The organism is Pantoea sp. FN0302 (assembly GCF_050113775.1).
Classification (GTDB): Bacteria; Pseudomonadota; Gammaproteobacteria; order Enterobacterales; family Enterobacteriaceae; genus Mixta; species Mixta alhagi.
The window spans coordinates 1,950,131-1,966,447 of sequence record NZ_JBNJSM010000001.1 but is presented as its reverse complement, the minus strand read 5'-3'; the positions used below and the strand labels follow the sequence as shown (position 1 = coordinate 1,966,447).

The window sequence follows — 16,317 nt, the reverse complement described above, 5'->3', positions numbered from 1 at the left end:
GTTTGGCTGGGGTGCAGGGATTCGAACCCCGGAATGCCGGAATCAGAATCCGGTGCCTTACCGCTTGGCGACACCCCAATAAAATGGGATAAACAGTTTTTAATTGGCTGGGGTACGAGGATTCGAACCTCGGAATGCCGGAATCAGAATCCGGTGCCTTACCGCTTGGCGATACCCCAATAAAATGGTGGCTACGACGGGAATCGAACCTGTGACCCCAGCATTATGAGTGCTGTGCTCTAACCAGCTGAGCTACGTAGCCAAATTTTATTGCTTTCTGATGTGGCTGGGATACCTGGATTCGAACCAGGGAATGCCGGTATCAAAAACCGGTGCCTTACCGCTTGGCGATATCCCAAGATCCGATTACGCATCAGTTTCACATCAGAAATATGGCTGGGGTACCTGGATTCGAACCAGGGAATGCCGGTATCAAAAACCGGTGCCTTACCGCTTGGCGATACCCCATCCGCTAAACCGATGACTGAAATGGTGCGGGAGGCGAGACTTGAACTCGCACACCTTGCGGCGCCAGAACCTAAATCTGGTGCGTCTACCAATTTCGCCACTCCCGCAAAAAGATGGTGGCTACGACGGGAATCGAACCTGTGACCCCAGCATTATGAGTGCTGTGCTCTAACCAGCTGAGCTACGTAGCCATCTTTTTTCGCGCTACCTTCATCGGCGTTGCGGGGCGCATTATGCGTATTGCACTCAAGAGCGTCAACAAGTTTTTTGTCGTTTTTTACCATTCGCACACTGTTTGACTGGCTTGTAACCAGCATGATGATAAAAACGACAATTTTTGATCGTAACACCGCCAGATGCAATAAAAAAACGGGCCGCGCAGGCCCGTTTTATCAGTGATGTGAGATCGCTTATTTATAGGCGGACTGGTGTACGCCAACAGCGCGCCCAGACGGATCGTCCATGCTTTTAAAGGCTTCATCCCACTCAATGGCTTTAGCAGAAGAGCAGGCCACAGACGGACCGCCTGGAATACACTCTGCCGCGCTGGGTAGCGGGAACAGCTCTTCGAAGATCTCGCGGTAGAGATAGGCTTCTTTTGATGTTGGCGTGTTGTACGGGAAGCGATAGCGCGCAGTTTCCAGCTGCTGAGCGCTTACCTGCTGTGCGGCGACTTCTTTCAACGTATCAATCCAGCTGTAGCCTACGCCGTCAGAGAACTGCTCTTTCTGACGCCAGGCCACGCTTTCCGGCAGGTAAGAAGAGAAGCATTCACGCAGAATATGTTTTTCCATTTTGCCGTTGCTGCCGCACATTTTATCCTGTGGGTTGATGCGCATCGCCACGTCGAGGAATTTTTTATCGAGGAAGGGCACACGCGCTTCCACACCCCATGCGGACATCGCCTTATTGGCACGCGCACAGTCATACATGTGCAGCGCCAGCAGCTTACGGACGTTTTCCTCATGGAACTCTTTCGCGTTTGGTGCCTTATGGAAGTAGAGATAGCCGCCAAACACTTCATCGGCACCTTCGCCAGAGAGCACCATTTTAATGCCCATCGCTTTAATCTTACGTGACATCAGGTACATCGGCGTAGAGGCGCGGATGGTGGTGACATCATACGTTTCAATGTGATAGATCACATCGCGAATCGCATCCAGACCTTCCTGCACGGTAAAGTGAATCTCATGATGCACCGTACCCAGGTGATCGGCGACGGAACGGGCCGCTTTCAGATCGGGCGAGCCTTCCAGACCAACGGCGAAAGAGTGCAGCTGCGGCCACCAGGCATCGCTCTTATCCTGATCTTCCACGCGTTTGGCCGCAAAGCGTTTGGTGATCGCTGAAATAATGGACGAATCCAGACCGCCTGAAAGCAGCACGCCGTAAGGCACATCAGACATCAGATGACCTTTTACTGACTCTTCCAGCGCATTTTTCAGCGCGGTTGCATCGGTAGAGTTGTTGGCGACGCTGTCATATTCCATCCAGTCACGCTGGTAATAACGACGAATTTCGCCGTCGGTGCTGGAAAGATAGCTTCCCGGCGGGAATTCTTTAATGGTGCGGCATACCGGCACCAGCGCTTTCATCTCTGAAGCCACAAACAGGTTGCCATGCTCATCGTTGCCCATATAGAGCGGGATAATCCCGATATGATCGCGGCCAATCAGCCAGCTTTTCTTTTCGCTATCGTAAAGGATGAAAGCGAACATGCCCTGCAGGTCGTCCAGGAAATCAACGCCCTTCTCCTGATAGAGCGCCAGGATCACTTCGCAGTCGGAGCCGGTCTGAAACGCATAGCGATCGCTCAGCTCTGCGCGCAGCGCCTGGTGGTTGTAGATTTCACCGTTAACGGCCAGAACGTGGGTATGGGCTGCGTTGTACAGGGGCTGCGCGCCGTTGTTAACGTCAACAATCGACAAACGTTCATGCGCCAGAATGGCATGATCGTCAGCATAGACACCGGACCAGTCCGGGCCGCGATGACGCATCAGGCGTGAAAGTTCTAACGCTTTTTTACGCAGTTCTGAAGCGTCGCTTTTCAGATCGAGTACACCGAAGATTGAACACATAACCTACTCCTGATCTCACCTAAACGGTGATGTTTTCATTAAGTGATGTTGGATAAGCAACGCCTGTCGTTGCGTGATGTATAAGAAAATGCGCTATCTGGTACATGCAATGCAAGCGATTTCCCTTTTTCTTGATAAAAAGGTTGTTGTCAGGCGTCGGATATTAGATTTTATCTAATAAAAAGCGCTGAAAATTGTGGATTCATCAAAAAAGATGCTCCGATGAGCAAAAAACATCCGTGCGGGCGCAACGCAAAAAAAAAGCCAGCCGTGAAAGGCTGGCGTTAGCGGTTATTCTTCCAGCAGATGCTGGAGCAGGGCACCATTCAGCATGGCGCGTTTGGCCAGCGCGAAAGCGCCAATGGCGGAACGATGATCCAACTCCGAGCGCACGACCGGTAAATTTTTACGAAACGCCTTTAACGTTTGCGCATTGATACAGCTTTCAATAGCCGGGAACAGCACCTTTTCCGCTTCGGTGATCTCGCCAGCCAGCACGATTTTTTGTGGATTAAACAAATTAATCGCAATCGCGATCGCTTTACCTAAATAGCGCCCGGCATGCTCAATCACTTCCGTCGCCAGCCTGTCACCGCGATTGGCTGCTTTGCAGATAGCGTGAATCGTACAATCATCCAGCGTTAACGTACTGGGGTAATCTTGCTGCAACAGACGACGCACGCGATTTTCCAGCGCGCCGTTGGCGGCAATGGTCTCCAGACAGCCAAAGTTGCCGCAGTGGCAGCGCTCGCCCAGCGGATCCACCTGAATATGACCTATCTCCCCTACGTTGCCGTTGCTGCCAAGGAAAATATGACCGTTAGTGATGATGCCCGCTCCGGTGCCGCGATGTAAGCGCACCAAAATAGAATCTGCGCAGTCGCGACTTGCACCGAAATAGTGTTCCGCCAGCGCCAGGCTGCGAATGTCATGACCAACAAAGCTGGTAACGTGAAAACGCTGTTTAAGATTGGCGACCAGCGGCCAGTTATTGACTGTGATATGTGGCATATAACGGATGATGCCACTATGGGGATCCACCAGGCCCGGCAAAATAACAGAGATGGCAATCAGCTCACGCAGCTTACGCTGATGAGCGGCAATAAAGTGATCGATGGCATTGAAAAGCGCATGCTCCAGCGTCTCCTGGGTGCGCTCAGGCAGCGGGTAATGCTCCTCCGCCAGCGACTTACCGCTCAGGTCGTAGAGCGTGAGCGTGGCGTCGTTACGCCCAAGGCGCACGCCGATGGTATGAAAGCCTCGCGTTTCGGTAACGATCGAAATAGCGCGACGACCGCCGGTAGAGGCCTGCTGATCGACCTCTTTTATCAGACCGCGCTCAATAAGCTGGCGGGTAATTTTTGTGACGCTGGCTGGCGCAAGCTGGCTATGCTCCGCAATCTGAATACGGGAAATCGGACCCATCTGATCGATAAGACGGTAAACCGCTGCGCTGTTTAACTGCTTTACGAGATCGACATTTCCTATTTGTGCCTGGCCGCCAGTGGTCATCAATGATTACTCGCTAAAGACTTCGTTACCGTTAACGATAGTCTTGATAATGTGATAATCGCGTGTGAAAACAGCCAGGTTTGCTACTTTTCCAGCTTCAATAGAGCCTAACTGTTTATCCACGCCCATTGCACGGGCTGGATAAAGCGTTGCCATACGCAAGGTTTCATCCAGTGAAATGCCGACATGTTCAACGCAGTTCTCTACTGCTTCGATCATCGTTAGCGCCGATCCGCTCAGTGTCCCGTTTTCGTCAACACACAGCCCGTTTCGATAGTATATTGTTTTACCGGCAAAAATGAACCGGTCAATGGCTGCACCGGCCGGCGCGGTGGCATCAGTAACCAGTACCAGCTTATCGCCTTTGATGCGTTTTGCGTTGCGCACGTTAGCGTAGTGAACATGCAGGCCGTCGGCAATAATGCCGCAGTAAACTTCTGGCGTATCCAGCAGTGCGCCAATCAAACCAGGTTCGCGACCGGTTGTTACCGGCATGGCGTTATATAAATGGGTGGCAAAGCTGATACCGGCGGCAAAACCGCTACGCGCTTCATCATAGGTAGCATGAGAGTGCCCGGCGGAAACAATAATGCCAGCATCATGTAATTGACGGATCACTTCGGTGCCCGCCATTTCTGGCGCCAGGGTAACTTTGGTAATCACATCGGCGTTATCGCACAGGAATTTCACCAGTGCCGCATCGGGTTTACGGATTAACTCTGCGTGGTGGGTGCCTTTTTTCGCCACGTTCAGCCACGGGCCTTCAAGATGCAGGCCGAGCGCCTGATGGGAATGCAGTTTCAGCCAGCTACGCATCACCTCGACCGCCCGCACCATCAGCTCATCGCTGCTGGTAATCAGGGTAGGAAGAAAGCTGGTGCAGCCTGACTTTTCATTCGCTTTTTGCATAATAGCCAGGGTTTCCAGGCTAATCGCATCAATATCATCATTAAACTGGACGCCGCCGCAGCCATTTAGCTGAACGTCAATAAAGCCGGGAGCAATAATTGCACCGCCCACATCACGCTGTTCGCATTCCGCTGGCAGCTCATTGTGAGGGCAGACACGTTCAATCAGGTCGTTATTAATAATAACAGCGTGATTATCCAGGATCTCATGGCCGGTAAACACGCGACCATTTACTAAAGCGTACATAATATTCTCCCGACTCAAGGCGGCATCTGTCCGGCAGGTTAACCGGACAGGGGGTTAAATCCAGTGATTATAAATTCTGCATATTTTCCGCTTCCATTTCGCGGAAATACTTGACCGTTTTTACCTTCAGCTCCATGGTGGAAGGCTCATCGCAAACCACTACTGCTTTGGGATGAAGCTGCAGACAGCTGATCGTCCACATATGATTAACGTTGCCTTCGACTGCTGCCTGTAGCGCCTGCGCCTTCACATGGCCGGTCACCAGAATCATCACTTCTTCAGCATCCAGCAGCGTGCCAACGCCCACCGTTAAGGCATACTTAGGTACCTGATTCACATCGCCATCGAAAAAGCGTGAGTTAGCGACGCGGGTATCATGCGTCAGCGTTTTGATGCGAGTACGGGATGCCAGCGAAGACGCAGGTTCGTTAAAGGCGATATGACCGTCATTGCCTACGCCGCCCATAAACAGGTGGATTTTTCCATAAGCACGAATTTTTTCTTCATACTGGCGACATTCTGCGTCAATATCCGCCGCATTTCCATTAAGAAGATTGATGTTTTCTCGCGGAATATCAACGTGATCGAAAAAATTACGATACATAAAGCTGTGGTAGCTTTCAGGATGTTCTTTCGGCAGGCCGACATATTCATCCATATTGAAGGTGACGACGTTCTGAAAGCTAACCTGGCCCGCTTTGTGCATTTCAATTAAATGTTTATAGGCTTCCAGCGGCGTACCACCGGTGGGCAGACCAAGTACAAAAGGGCGTTCGCGCGTGGGTTTAAAGGCGTTAATACGGTTTACGATATGACGAGCGGCCCATTTACCTACCTGGGAAGCATTTGCCAGGGGAATTAGTCTCATAGTTGACCTCGTTTAAGGAGTATTATTCAAACCGGTTAATGGACGGTAAAGCCACCTAATCTAAGCGTATTTTGATGTGTTAACACTTACCGTAAAGGAGATCGCCGTCCGGATATTTTTAATCATAAAATAAGTAGGGGGAGATAACCAGCGCTATGCAACCTTCAATCAAGTTTATGGTGACAACTGTCACATACGGAGCGGTTTTAATTTGCGAAGCGAATTAAATTCTTTTTACACTGCATAGCATGCTGTACTTTCGTTAGGTTATCTGAGGGATGTGATAATAAAAGTAACAGCTTCAGACGCCTTTTTTGATTCTCACAGGGGGAAAGAGTGAATATTCTTAGTTATTTGCAAAAGGTGGGCCGGGCGCTGATGGTGCCTGTTGCTACGCTACCCGCCGCCGCAATTTTAATGGGCGTCGGTTACTGGCTCGATCCCGATAGTTGGGGAGCGGGTAACGCACTGGCCGCGCTGCTGATTAAATCGGGTGGCGCGATTATCGAACATATGCCTGCGCTGTTTGCCGTGGGTATTGCTTATGGCATGTCGAAAGATAAAGACGGTGCCGCGGCGCTATCGGGCTTTGTAGGCTTTCTGGTCGTGACCACGCTCTGTTCTCCAGCGGCAGTGGCGATGATTCAGAAAATGCCGCTGGAGCAAGTGCCAGCCGCATTCGGCAAAATTGATAACCAGTTTGTCGGTATTCTGGTGGGTATTCTCTCTGCTGAAGTTTATAACCGCTTCAGCCACGTAGAACTGCCGAAAGCGCTCTCCTTCTTTAGCGGACGCAGGCTGGTGCCCATTTTGGTCTCCTTCCTGATGATCCTGATCGCCTTTATTCTGATGTATGTCTGGCCGCTTATTTTCAACGCGCTGGTCACTTTTGGCGAACATATTCAAAAACTGGGTTCTGCTGGCGCCGGCGTTTATGCCTTCTTTAACCGCCTGCTGATTCCGGTCGGTCTGCATCATGCGCTGAACTCTGTTTTCTGGTTTGACGTGGCGGGCATCAACGATATCCCTAATTTCCTCGGCGGCGCGCAGTCCATTGCCAGCGGTAAAGGGATTGTTGGCGTAACGGGGCAATATCAGGCGGGCTTCTTCCCGATCATGATGTTTGGTCTGCCGGGCGCTGCGCTGGCGATTTATCAGTGCGCGCATCCGGAAAATCGCGCCAAAGTAGGCGGCATTATGATCGCCGCAGCGTTTGCGGCTTTCTTTACCGGTATTACCGAGCCGCTGGAATTCTCCTTTATGTTTGTGGCACCGGTGCTTTACTTTATCCACGCGGTCCTGACCGGTATTTCAGTGTTTATCGCTGCGAGCATGCACTGGATTTCCGGTTTCGGCTTCAGCGCCGGGCTGGTGGATATGGCGCTGCAATCGCGCAATCCGCTGGCAACCCAGTGGTATATGCTGATCCCGCAGGGGCTGGTGTTCTTTGTTATCTATTATCTGGTGTTCCGTTTTACCATCAAACGCTTCAACCTGCTGACTCCGGGTCGTGAACTGGCGGTTTCCGGTGATGAGACGGATGGCTACGATGTAAATGTTGAAAATAACCTGCAGGGCGAAACGGAAACCGAATCCCTGGCGCGTCGCTATATTAGCGCGGTAGGTGGTTCAGCTAACCTGACGCATATTGATGCCTGTATTACGCGTCTGCGTCTGAATGTAAAAGACAGCGCAGCGCTGAACGAACAGCTGGCGAAGCGTTTAGGCGCATCCGGCGTGATCCGTCTGAACAAGCAGAGCGTACAAATTATTGTCGGCACCCAGGCGGAATCCATCGCCTCAGCAATGAAAAATGTCCTGGCAAAAGGACCGGTAGCGGCATCCGGTGGCGCAGCGCCACTTATCGCCGCTGAGCCTGCAGTAAAAGCGGCTCCGGAAAGCGCTCAGCAAACTATTGCCACCCTGGTCGCGCCGGTAAGCGGTGAAATTGTGCCGATTGATCAGGTGCCTGATGAAGCTTTCGCCAGCAAAGCCGTGGGTGATGGCGTAGCGATCAAACCTACCGGTAAAACAGTGGTAGCACCGATTGCCGGAACGGTAGTGAAAATCTTTAACACCAATCATGCATTCTGCCTGGAAACGGCAAATGGCGTGGAAATCGTGGTGCATATGGGGCTGGATACCGTGGCGTTAGCGGGTAAAGGCTTTACGCGACTGGTGGAAGAGGGCGCAACCGTAAGCGCCGGTCAGCCGGTGCTGGAAATGGATCTCGATTTCCTTAATGCCAACGCCCGCTCCATGATCAGCCCGGTGGTGGTGAGCAATATCGACGACTTCACCGGAATGACATCGCTGGCCACCGGAACGGTGATTGCAGGCGAAAGCAAACTGTACGAAATCCAGAAATAACGCGCCTCTGCGTTAAACCTCTTCAGGCAGGAAGCGATTCCTGCCTTTTTTCTGTCTCAGCGCTAACAAACGGTTGTTTCCCTTGCACGCTTTGTGGATCATATCCGTTATTTCATGGTTATAACGACCAGACATTTCGTGTTGAGGATACAGTGATGAGTGAGGCTGAAGCCCGCCCAACTAATTTTATTCGTCAGATCATCGACGAAGATTTGGCGAGCGGCAAGCACAGCAGTGTGCATACCCGTTTTCCACCGGAACCAAATGGCTATTTGCATATTGGTCACGCAAAATCTATCTGCCTGAACTTTGGCATCGCGCAAGATTATCAGGGCGAGTGTAACCTGCGTTTTGACGATACCAACCCGGTAAAAGAAGATATCGAGTATGTCGAGTCAATCAAGCGTGACGTGCAATGGTTGGGTTTCCAGTGGAGTGGTGAAGTTCGTTACTCCTCCAACTATTTTGACCAGCTTTATCACTACGCCATTGAGCTGATCAACAAAGGTCTGGCTTATGTCGATGAATTGTCGCCGGAACAGATCCGCGAATATCGCGGCACGCTGACCTCGCCGGGTAAAAACAGCCCATACCGCGATCGCAGCGTAGAAGAAAACCTGGCGCTATTTGAGAAAATGCGCAACGGTGAATTTGCTGAAGGCACCGCCTGCCTGCGCGCTAAAATCGATATGGCATCCAACTTTATCGTCATGCGCGATCCGGTGCTGTATCGCGTGAAATTTGCCGAGCATCATCAGACCGGCAACAAGTGGTGCATCTATCCGATGTACGATTTCACCCACTGCATTTCCGATGCGCTGGAAGGGATCACCCATTCGCTTTGTACGCTGGAGTTCCAGGATAACCGCCGTCTGTATGACTGGGTGCTGGATAACATCACCATCCCGGTACATCCGCGTCAGTACGAATTCTCTCGCCTGAATCTTGAATACGCCATTATGTCCAAGCGTAAGCTGAACCTGCTGGTCACAGAGAAAGTGGTGGAAGGCTGGGACGATCCGCGCATGCTTACCGTTTCTGGTCTGCGCCGCCGTGGTTATACCGCTGCGTCTATCCGCGAATTCTGCCGCCGCATTGGCGTGACCAAGCAGGATAACATCGTGGAGATGGCGGCGCTGGAATCCTGTATTCGTGACGATCTGAACGAAAATGCGCCGCGCGCAATGGCAGTGCTCGATCCGGTGAAAGTGGTGATTGAGAACCTGCCCGCCGGTCATGAAGAGATCATCAGCATGCCAAATCATCCGAATAAGCCGGAGATGGGCACGCGTTCAGTGCCTTTTAGCCGTGAAGTCTGGATCGATCGCGCTGATTTCCGTGAGGAAGCGAACAAGCAGTATAAACGTCTGGTGCTGGGTAAAGAGGTGCGTCTGCGCAATGCCTACGTTATCCGTGCCGAGCGTATCGCGAAAGATGAAGAGGGTAATATTACCTGCATTTTCTGCACCTGCGATGTTGATACGCTGAGCAAAGATCCGGCGGATGGCCGTAAAGTGAAAGGCGTTATCCACTGGGTATCGGCAGAACATGCGGCACCGGCCGAGTTCCGTCTTTACGATCGTCTGTTTAGCGTGCCGAATCCGGGCGCGGCGGAAGATTTCCTGGCGACCATTAACCCGGAATCGCTGGTGATTAAGCATGGCTTTGTCGAGCCAGGCCTGAAGCAGGCTGAAGCCACCTCGCCTTACCAGTTTGAACGCGAAGGCTATTTCTGTGCCGACAGTGTTTATTCCAGTCCGCAGCATCTGGTATTTAACCGTACCGTTGGCCTGCGTGACACCTGGGCTAAAAGCGGCGAGTAAGACGTTTCAATAATCAAAGGCGGCTTAGTGAGCCGCCTTTTTTTTGCTTGTTACAACCCTGGCAGCGCATTGAGCCGTTTTTTATGACATGTACTAGTTCATGAGTTCACTATCGGGTAGAATATCTTCCTTAATGGCCTCTCAGCCAGACAGAGTGCCAACTGAACATTAAATGAACAAATATCATTCTAAGGACATGTTATGGAAACAGCGGTTTCCGCCAGCAAGCTTCCCTCAATACTATGGGGCACGCTGATCATTACCGGTACGATAGTCGGAGCCGGTATGTTTTCGCTGCCGGTAGTGATGTCCGGTGCCTGGTTTAGCTGGTCATCAGCTATTTTATTATTTACCTGGCTCTGCATGCTGCTGTCCGGGCTGATGTTTCTGGAGACGAGCCTGCACTATCCGGGCGGGGCGGGCTTCGATACGCTGACGCGCGATCTGCTGGGCCAGCGCTGGAACCTGCTTAACGGCGCGTCCATCCTCTTTGTGCTGGGTATTTTGACCTATGCCTATATTTCAGCCAGCGGCGCTATTTTGCAGCATACCTTTGCTACGCTGGCGATGCCGGTTTCTGCCAGAGCGGCGGGACTGGGTTTTACACTGTTGGTGGCGCTGTTTGTCTGGCTGGGGACGGCCGCAGTCAGCCGCGTTACGCTGATCTTTCTGGGCGCGAAAGTTATTACTTTCTTTCTGCTGTTCGGTGGCCTGCTTGGACATGTTAAGCCGGCGTTGCTGTTTGATACCAACGCAACGGAAAGCCATTATCTTCGCTATGGCTGGATGGTGATTCCTTTTTGCCTGGCCTCGTTTGGTTACCACGGCAATATTTCCGGACTGCTCGGCTATTACCAGGGCAATGGTAAAAAAGTGGCGCGCTGCTTATTGCTGGGAACCCTGGCGGCGCTGATGATCTATCTGGTCTGGATTATTGGCACCATGGGGAATATTCCACGCACGGACTTTATTGCGATAGCCCAACGCGGCGGCAATATCGATGCACTGGTTGACGCGTTAGGTAATCTACTGCAAAACGCCTCGCTTAGCGTACTGCTCACTATTTTTTCAACTTTCGCCGTTGCCAGCTCATTTCTTGGGGTTACGCTGGGGCTGTTTGATTATCTGGCCGATTTGCTGAAAATGGATAAGGGTGCGACAGGGCGGTTAAAAACCACGTTGATCACATTTGTTGTGCCGCTTTCCGCAGCGTTAATCTGGCCGAATGGTTTTCTGGTGGCGATTGGCTATGCCGGGCTGGCCGCCACCGTTTGGGCAGTTATCACACCGGCGCTGTTGGTCTGGCGTGCCAGACAACGCTTTCCGCAACCCCAAGGCTGGCGTTTAAAAGGCGGCAATCTACCGGTACTGCTGGTGCTGTTGTTTGCCGTTCTGAATATCGTGGTGTCGTTACTGAGCTACGCTGATTTACTTCCGGTCTACGCCCGCTAAATTTATTCTCAGGACGTTTTATTTACCGTCCTGAGAATAAGCATCACGTTTGTATTTATTTGTCAGATTAATTACTGTGAAATAAATTATTTAATTAGCGCTATTTTTAAGGCTATTTCCCGCTATTGCCCATCCCTTTATCAGGCAGGAAAAATCGCCTGAATATAATGATGTTTTTATAATAAAAAACTTTATCTGCTTGTTAAAATTCAACGTCTGTTATGCGGCTAAGATCATAGTTTAATACATTAATCTCTTTTGCGTATTGATAATTTATGATGTGAAAAATATTCTTACTTACGCAGCTGAATCTATTTCCCAATGTTTGCTGCTGTTTTTTATTTTTCCGTCAAAGAGGAATTAATCATGCGCGCCTTAACAGGGAAGCGTAAGGCTACTGGCTGGTCAGTTTCCATTATCACTGCGCTTTCAAGCCTTATTATCCTTCCACCTGCTCATGCCACCGGCTTTTTAGAAGATGCATCGCTTACGGGCGCTGTTTATTACTGGCAGCGGCAGCGCGATCGTAAAGATATGGATCCTGCAAGCGAAAAGTATGGGCAATATCAGGCTAATCTGCATCATGCCACCTTTAACAGCAGCCTGGATTTTAATTCCGGCTACGCGGCAGATTTTATCGGCCTGGATGTGGCGTTATTTGGCGCGTGGGAAATAAGCAATAGCGGCCCGGCAGCGCCAAATGAAATCGGCTTCAGTAAAGCGAGAACGGCCTGGGATGAAGAGTGGGGCGGCGATCGCAGCGGTGCCAGTTTGTATAAAGCGGCTTTAAAAATGAAAGTGGGAGATTACTGGTTGCGGGCAGGATATTTGCAGCCTCAGGGGCAAACGCTGCTGACGCCGCACTGGAGTTTTTTACCCGGCACCTATCGCGCTCTGGAGGCTGGGGTGCATCAGGATCTGTCTGACGCGGGGGCGCTGGATATCTCCTGGATTTGGAGCGATCGCTATAAAGCGCCCTGGTATCAGCATCTGTATTCGTTCCGCAAGGCCGATGGCAAAACCGGTATTCCCTGGCTGCATGCGGTCGGTGCCCGCTATGATTTTAAAAACCGGGTAATCCTGGAAGCTTCATGGGGCCAGGCGGCAAATTATATGGATCAATATTTCGCCAAAGCCTCATGGACCATGCCGCTGGCGGGTAATGATCTGCTTACCAGCTATCAATTTTATGGTGCGCATGACCATGAAAAAGGTGGGGCAGCGAACGGCAACGATGTTTATGATGGGGTGGCCTGGCTGCAGGCGCTGACTTTTAGCTATAACCAGGGACCTGTTGATTTCCGTCTGGAAGGAACCTGGGTGAAAGCGGAAGGCAATCAGGGCTACTTTCTGCAGCGTATGACGCCCTCCTATGGCAGCTCTAACGGGCGTCTTGATATCTGGTGGGATGCGCGCTCCGACTGGAACGCCAATGGTGAAAAAGCGATTTTTACCGGGGTGATGTATGACTTAAGCGGCTGGGATCTTCCTGGCTGGACGGTCGGAACCTCTTACGTCTGGGGCTGGGATGCCAAACCCGCTACCCATCCGCAATGGGATCAGCAACAGCGCATCAGGGAATCGGCCTGGAATCTGGACCTGCTTTATACCATTCAACAGGGCAGGGCGAAGGATACGCTGTTTAAGCTGCACTTTACCCGTTACGACAATCACAGCAATCTCCCCAGTTACGGCGGCGGATACGGTAATATTTTCCAGGATGAGAAAGACGTGAAGTTTATAGTTATCGCCCCGTTCACTGTTTTTTAACGCATGCGGGCAGCCTGAAGGGTAAAAAAAACCGGTGCCTGAGCACCGGTTTTCATTTTACTGCATAGCATAATTGATTATTTATCGTGTAATGTTTCGTCTTCGCGGCAATCGCCCAAAGCGCAATGACCATACAGATAAAGGCTATGGTTGGTCAGCTTGATACCGTGACGCGTGGCGATTTCACGCTGGCGGGATTCGATAGACTCATCACTAAATTCGATTACCTTGCCGCAGTCCAGGCAGATCAGATGATCGTGGTGCTGCTGCTGGGTCAGTTCGAAAACGGATTTGCCGCCTTCAAAGTTATGGCGGGTAACGATACCGGCATCGTCAAACTGGTTCAGGACGCGATAAACCGTCGCCAGCCCGATCTCTTCGCCCATATCAATGAGTCGCTTGTATAACTCTTCCGCACTGACGTGATGGCTCTCAGGTCCCTGAAGCACTTCCAGGATTTTTAGTCGCGGAAGTGTGACCTTCAGTCCGGCCTTCTTTAATGCGGTGTTATTGTCAGTCATGCGGATATTGTCCTGTTACTTTGCTAGTCACAATGTGGCTGAACAGCCATGAACATCGGTCGACGCTAAGCTAATAGCGTCTCATTATAGAACTGATGCTTCGAAATGAAAACCGTAAGGGTGCGCGTGAAATCGCAAGTGGAAGTAAAGAGAAGATCGCTACGTCCGGCGTTGTTCATGCCCATATGATGCTGTGTTTACATTTCGCTTGATCCTGCCGCTTTACAGCACCACGGCAGGAAAGCGCGCGACCGATACGGGTATTCTACCGACTCAATGATAAAATTTTCAAACCCGTATCTATCATTTCTATAGGAAATACCTGTTACGCAATGTGATTTACAGCACAATGCGCGTTAAATCAGGCTTCCAGAATTTCCTGCAGGTGCAGTTCTGCATAAATCTGTTTAACCCATTTATCAACGCGTTCGTTAGTCAATTCGGGCTGACGGTCTTCATCAATGGCTAAACCAAGGAAATGCTTATCATCTGCCAGGCCTTTCGACGCTTCAAAATGATAACCTTCGGTTGGCCAGTGACCAACAATCACCGCGCCGTTTGGCTCGATGATATCGCGAATAGTCCCCATCGCGTCGCAGAAGTATTCAGCGTAATCTTCCTGGTCGCCGCAGCCAAACAAGGCCACCAGTTTGCCGTTGAAGTCGATCTCTTCCAGCGTCGGGAAAAAATCGTCCCAGTCACATTGTGCTTCGCCGTAGTACCAGGTCGGGATGCCTAACAGCAGAATATCAAAAGCTTCCAGGTCTTCTTTACTGCTCTTGGCAATATCATGCACTTCGGCAACATCGCTACCGAGCTGTTTCTGGATCATCTTTGCAATGTTTTCTGTATTGCCGGTATCGCTGCCAAAGAAAATACCTACGATTGCCATGAGTTTAGTAACCTCTTGAAACTTAAAATATGGTAACTGCCCGTTGTATGCAGATTACGGCAATAATAGCAGAGACCGTCAGGAGGCGGAACTCGTAAAGCCGCTGCATTTGTTTCTTAGTGCGCTTCTTCCAGCCGTTCAAAGCGCCTGCAACTGGGCGAGAATCATCTCTTCGATCAGCTCGCTGCGGCTGACGCCACGTTCGGCAGCCATCGCATTAAGCGCATCGACGGCCTCACTGTTCATCTTCAGTTCAACGCGCCGTAACCCGCGGACTTTGTCACGCTTCAGCTGGTTGCGCTTGTTGATACGAAGTTGTTCATCACGCGACAGCGGACTGGTTTTCGGGCGACCCGGGCGACGTTCATCTGCGAAGAGATCGAGCGTGGTCCGGTCCGTTTGTTCTTTTGCCATAGAATCGTGATACTGAATGGGCTGCGCGTGTGCGCCGCGCATGGTGACGTTTGGGCCGGTTTGCCGCCAGTTTAACAGCGGCAAAATTTTAGCGCGCCATCATACCCTGACCAAAGAGCGAGGACAATCTTTGTTAGCCCGTTAACATATTGCTTTTACAGCGCTAAAAAACGCCGCACGGCCCGCAGCACCGCATCCGGTTTCTCAGCATGAACCCAGTGGCCTGCGCTGGCAATCACGTGCGCCCGCGCCGCTGGAAACTGCGCCAGCAAAGCATTGCGATGAATATCATCAAGATAGGGAGAAAGCTCGCCGCGAATAAACAGCGCCGGGCCGTGCCAGGCGGGCACATTTTCCCAGCCGGAGATGCTGCTGTAGTTGTCCCAGAGCGCCGGAACGTTAAAACGCCATGCGCCGTCGTGGAAAGATTTCAGCAGAAACTGGATAACGCCTTCGTCAGCGATGATCCCGCGCATTACGCTGGCTGCTTCACTGCGCAATTGCACTTTCGCGGCGGTTACAGCATTAACCGCCGCGAAAATTTCATCATGACGCCGGGTGCGATAGTTAACCGGGGCGATATCAATTAATACCAGCTGTTCGATCCGCTCAGGTGCCAGCGCCGTCATGGTCATGGCGATTTTCCCGCCCATGGAGTGACCCATCACTGCGATTTTATCGATGCCGTGCGCATCGAGCGTATCCAGCATATCCTGCGCCATGGCTGCATAGGACATTTCATCGCTGCGCGGTGAAAGGCCATGATTACGCACATCCACCTGAATCAACGGACGATCCGCTTTTAAGCCGCGCGCCAGCACGCCTAAGTTATCAAGGCTGCCGAACAGGCCATGAATAAGCAGAAGGGGGAGCGCGTCCGGATCGGACTGTTCAGTTTGCAGGCGAGTATTCAAATTCATGGCAAAGTTCTTACAGTTGAAAGGAAAGCATAGGTTATCATGATTTATAGACTGCCTGCCGGTCAGTGGTTGTT

At 51.3% G+C, this 16,317-nt stretch carries 12 protein-coding genes and 7 tRNA genes; 4 read left to right on the top strand and 15 right to left on the bottom strand.

Annotated features, from left to right (window positions below; genetic code table 11):
* Positions 1–3: 3 nt before the first annotated feature.
* The 11 genes from ACQE32_RS09240 to nagB form a co-directional block, all read right to left on the bottom strand.
* Positions 4–78, bottom strand: a tRNA-Gln gene (locus ACQE32_RS09240).
* 26 nt (positions 79–104) lie between these two features.
* Positions 105–179: transfer RNA gene (locus ACQE32_RS09235), tRNA-Gln, on the bottom strand.
* 6 nt (positions 180–185) lie between these two features.
* Positions 186–262, bottom strand: a tRNA-Met gene (locus ACQE32_RS09230).
* Positions 263–283: 21 nt separating this feature from the next.
* Positions 284–358: transfer RNA gene (locus tag ACQE32_RS09225), tRNA-Gln, on the bottom strand.
* Between the two features lie 35 nt (positions 359–393).
* A tRNA-Gln gene (locus ACQE32_RS09220) sits at positions 394–468 on the bottom strand.
* Positions 469–490: 22 nt separating this feature from the next.
* Positions 491–575: transfer RNA gene (locus ACQE32_RS09215), tRNA-Leu, on the bottom strand.
* 7 nt (positions 576–582) lie between these two features.
* Positions 583–659: transfer RNA gene (locus tag ACQE32_RS09210), tRNA-Met, on the bottom strand.
* A 219-nt stretch (positions 660–878) separates the two neighbouring features.
* Entirely contained in the window at positions 879–2,546 is a 1,668-nt protein-coding gene (gene asnB / locus ACQE32_RS09205; RefSeq protein ID WP_085067615.1) for an asparagine synthase B, read from the bottom strand.
* 291 nt (positions 2,547–2,837) lie between these two features.
* Positions 2,838–4,058: a DNA-binding transcriptional regulator NagC gene (nagC, locus tag ACQE32_RS09200; RefSeq protein ID WP_085067614.1), complete on the bottom strand. Its 1,221-nt coding sequence runs from the start codon at positions 4,056–4,058 to the stop codon at positions 2,838–2,840.
* 6 nt (positions 4,059–4,064) lie between these two features.
* Positions 4,065–5,213, bottom strand: a complete 1,149-nt coding sequence (gene nagA / locus ACQE32_RS09195) for an N-acetylglucosamine-6-phosphate deacetylase (protein WP_250652110.1) — start codon at positions 5,211–5,213, stop codon at positions 4,065–4,067.
* Positions 5,214–5,280: 67 nt separating this feature from the next.
* On the bottom strand, positions 5,281–6,081 hold the full coding sequence (gene nagB, locus ACQE32_RS09190; RefSeq protein WP_085067612.1) for a glucosamine-6-phosphate deaminase: 801 nt from the start codon (positions 6,079–6,081) through the stop codon (positions 5,281–5,283).
* Positions 6,082–6,423: 342 nt separating this feature from the next.
* Here nagB and nagE point away from each other — a divergent pair, with 342 nt between their 5' ends.
* The 4 genes from nagE to chiP all read left to right on the top strand — a co-directional run bounded on the left by nagE (position 6,424) and on the right by chiP (position 13,496).
* On the top strand, positions 6,424–8,451 hold the full coding sequence (gene nagE / locus ACQE32_RS09185; RefSeq protein WP_427021760.1) for an N-acetylglucosamine-specific PTS transporter subunit IIBC: 2,028 nt from the start codon (positions 6,424–6,426) through the stop codon (positions 8,449–8,451).
* A 155-nt stretch (positions 8,452–8,606) separates the two neighbouring features.
* On the top strand, positions 8,607–10,274 hold the full coding sequence (gene glnS, locus ACQE32_RS09180; RefSeq protein ID WP_250652112.1) for a glutamine--tRNA ligase: 1,668 nt from the start codon (positions 8,607–8,609) through the stop codon (positions 10,272–10,274).
* A gap of 201 nt (positions 10,275–10,475) precedes the next feature.
* On the top strand, positions 10,476–11,726 hold the full coding sequence (gene mtr, locus ACQE32_RS09175; protein WP_426974097.1) for a tryptophan permease: 1,251 nt from the start codon (positions 10,476–10,478) through the stop codon (positions 11,724–11,726).
* Between the two features lie 366 nt (positions 11,727–12,092).
* Positions 12,093–13,496, top strand: a complete 1,404-nt coding sequence (gene chiP / locus ACQE32_RS09170; protein ID WP_426981004.1) for a chitoporin ChiP — start codon at positions 12,093–12,095, stop codon at positions 13,494–13,496.
* 77 nt (positions 13,497–13,573) lie between these two features.
* Here chiP and fur read toward each other — a convergent pair whose 3' ends face one another.
* The 4 genes from fur to ybfF form a co-directional block, all read right to left on the bottom strand.
* Entirely contained in the window at positions 13,574–14,017 is a 444-nt protein-coding gene (gene fur, locus ACQE32_RS09165; protein WP_085067602.1) for a ferric iron uptake transcriptional regulator, read from the bottom strand.
* A 361-nt stretch (positions 14,018–14,378) separates the two neighbouring features.
* Positions 14,379–14,909: a flavodoxin FldA gene (fldA, locus tag ACQE32_RS09160; RefSeq protein WP_085067601.1), complete on the bottom strand. Its 531-nt coding sequence runs from the start codon at positions 14,907–14,909 to the stop codon at positions 14,379–14,381.
* Between the two features lie 138 nt (positions 14,910–15,047).
* On the bottom strand, positions 15,048–15,323 hold the full coding sequence (gene ybfE / locus ACQE32_RS09155; RefSeq protein WP_085072204.1) for a LexA regulated protein: 276 nt from the start codon (positions 15,321–15,323) through the stop codon (positions 15,048–15,050).
* A 155-nt stretch (positions 15,324–15,478) separates the two neighbouring features.
* On the bottom strand, positions 15,479–16,243 hold the full coding sequence (gene ybfF / locus ACQE32_RS09150) for an esterase (protein WP_426974099.1): 765 nt from the start codon (positions 16,241–16,243) through the stop codon (positions 15,479–15,481).
* Positions 16,244–16,317: the final 74 nt, after the last annotated feature.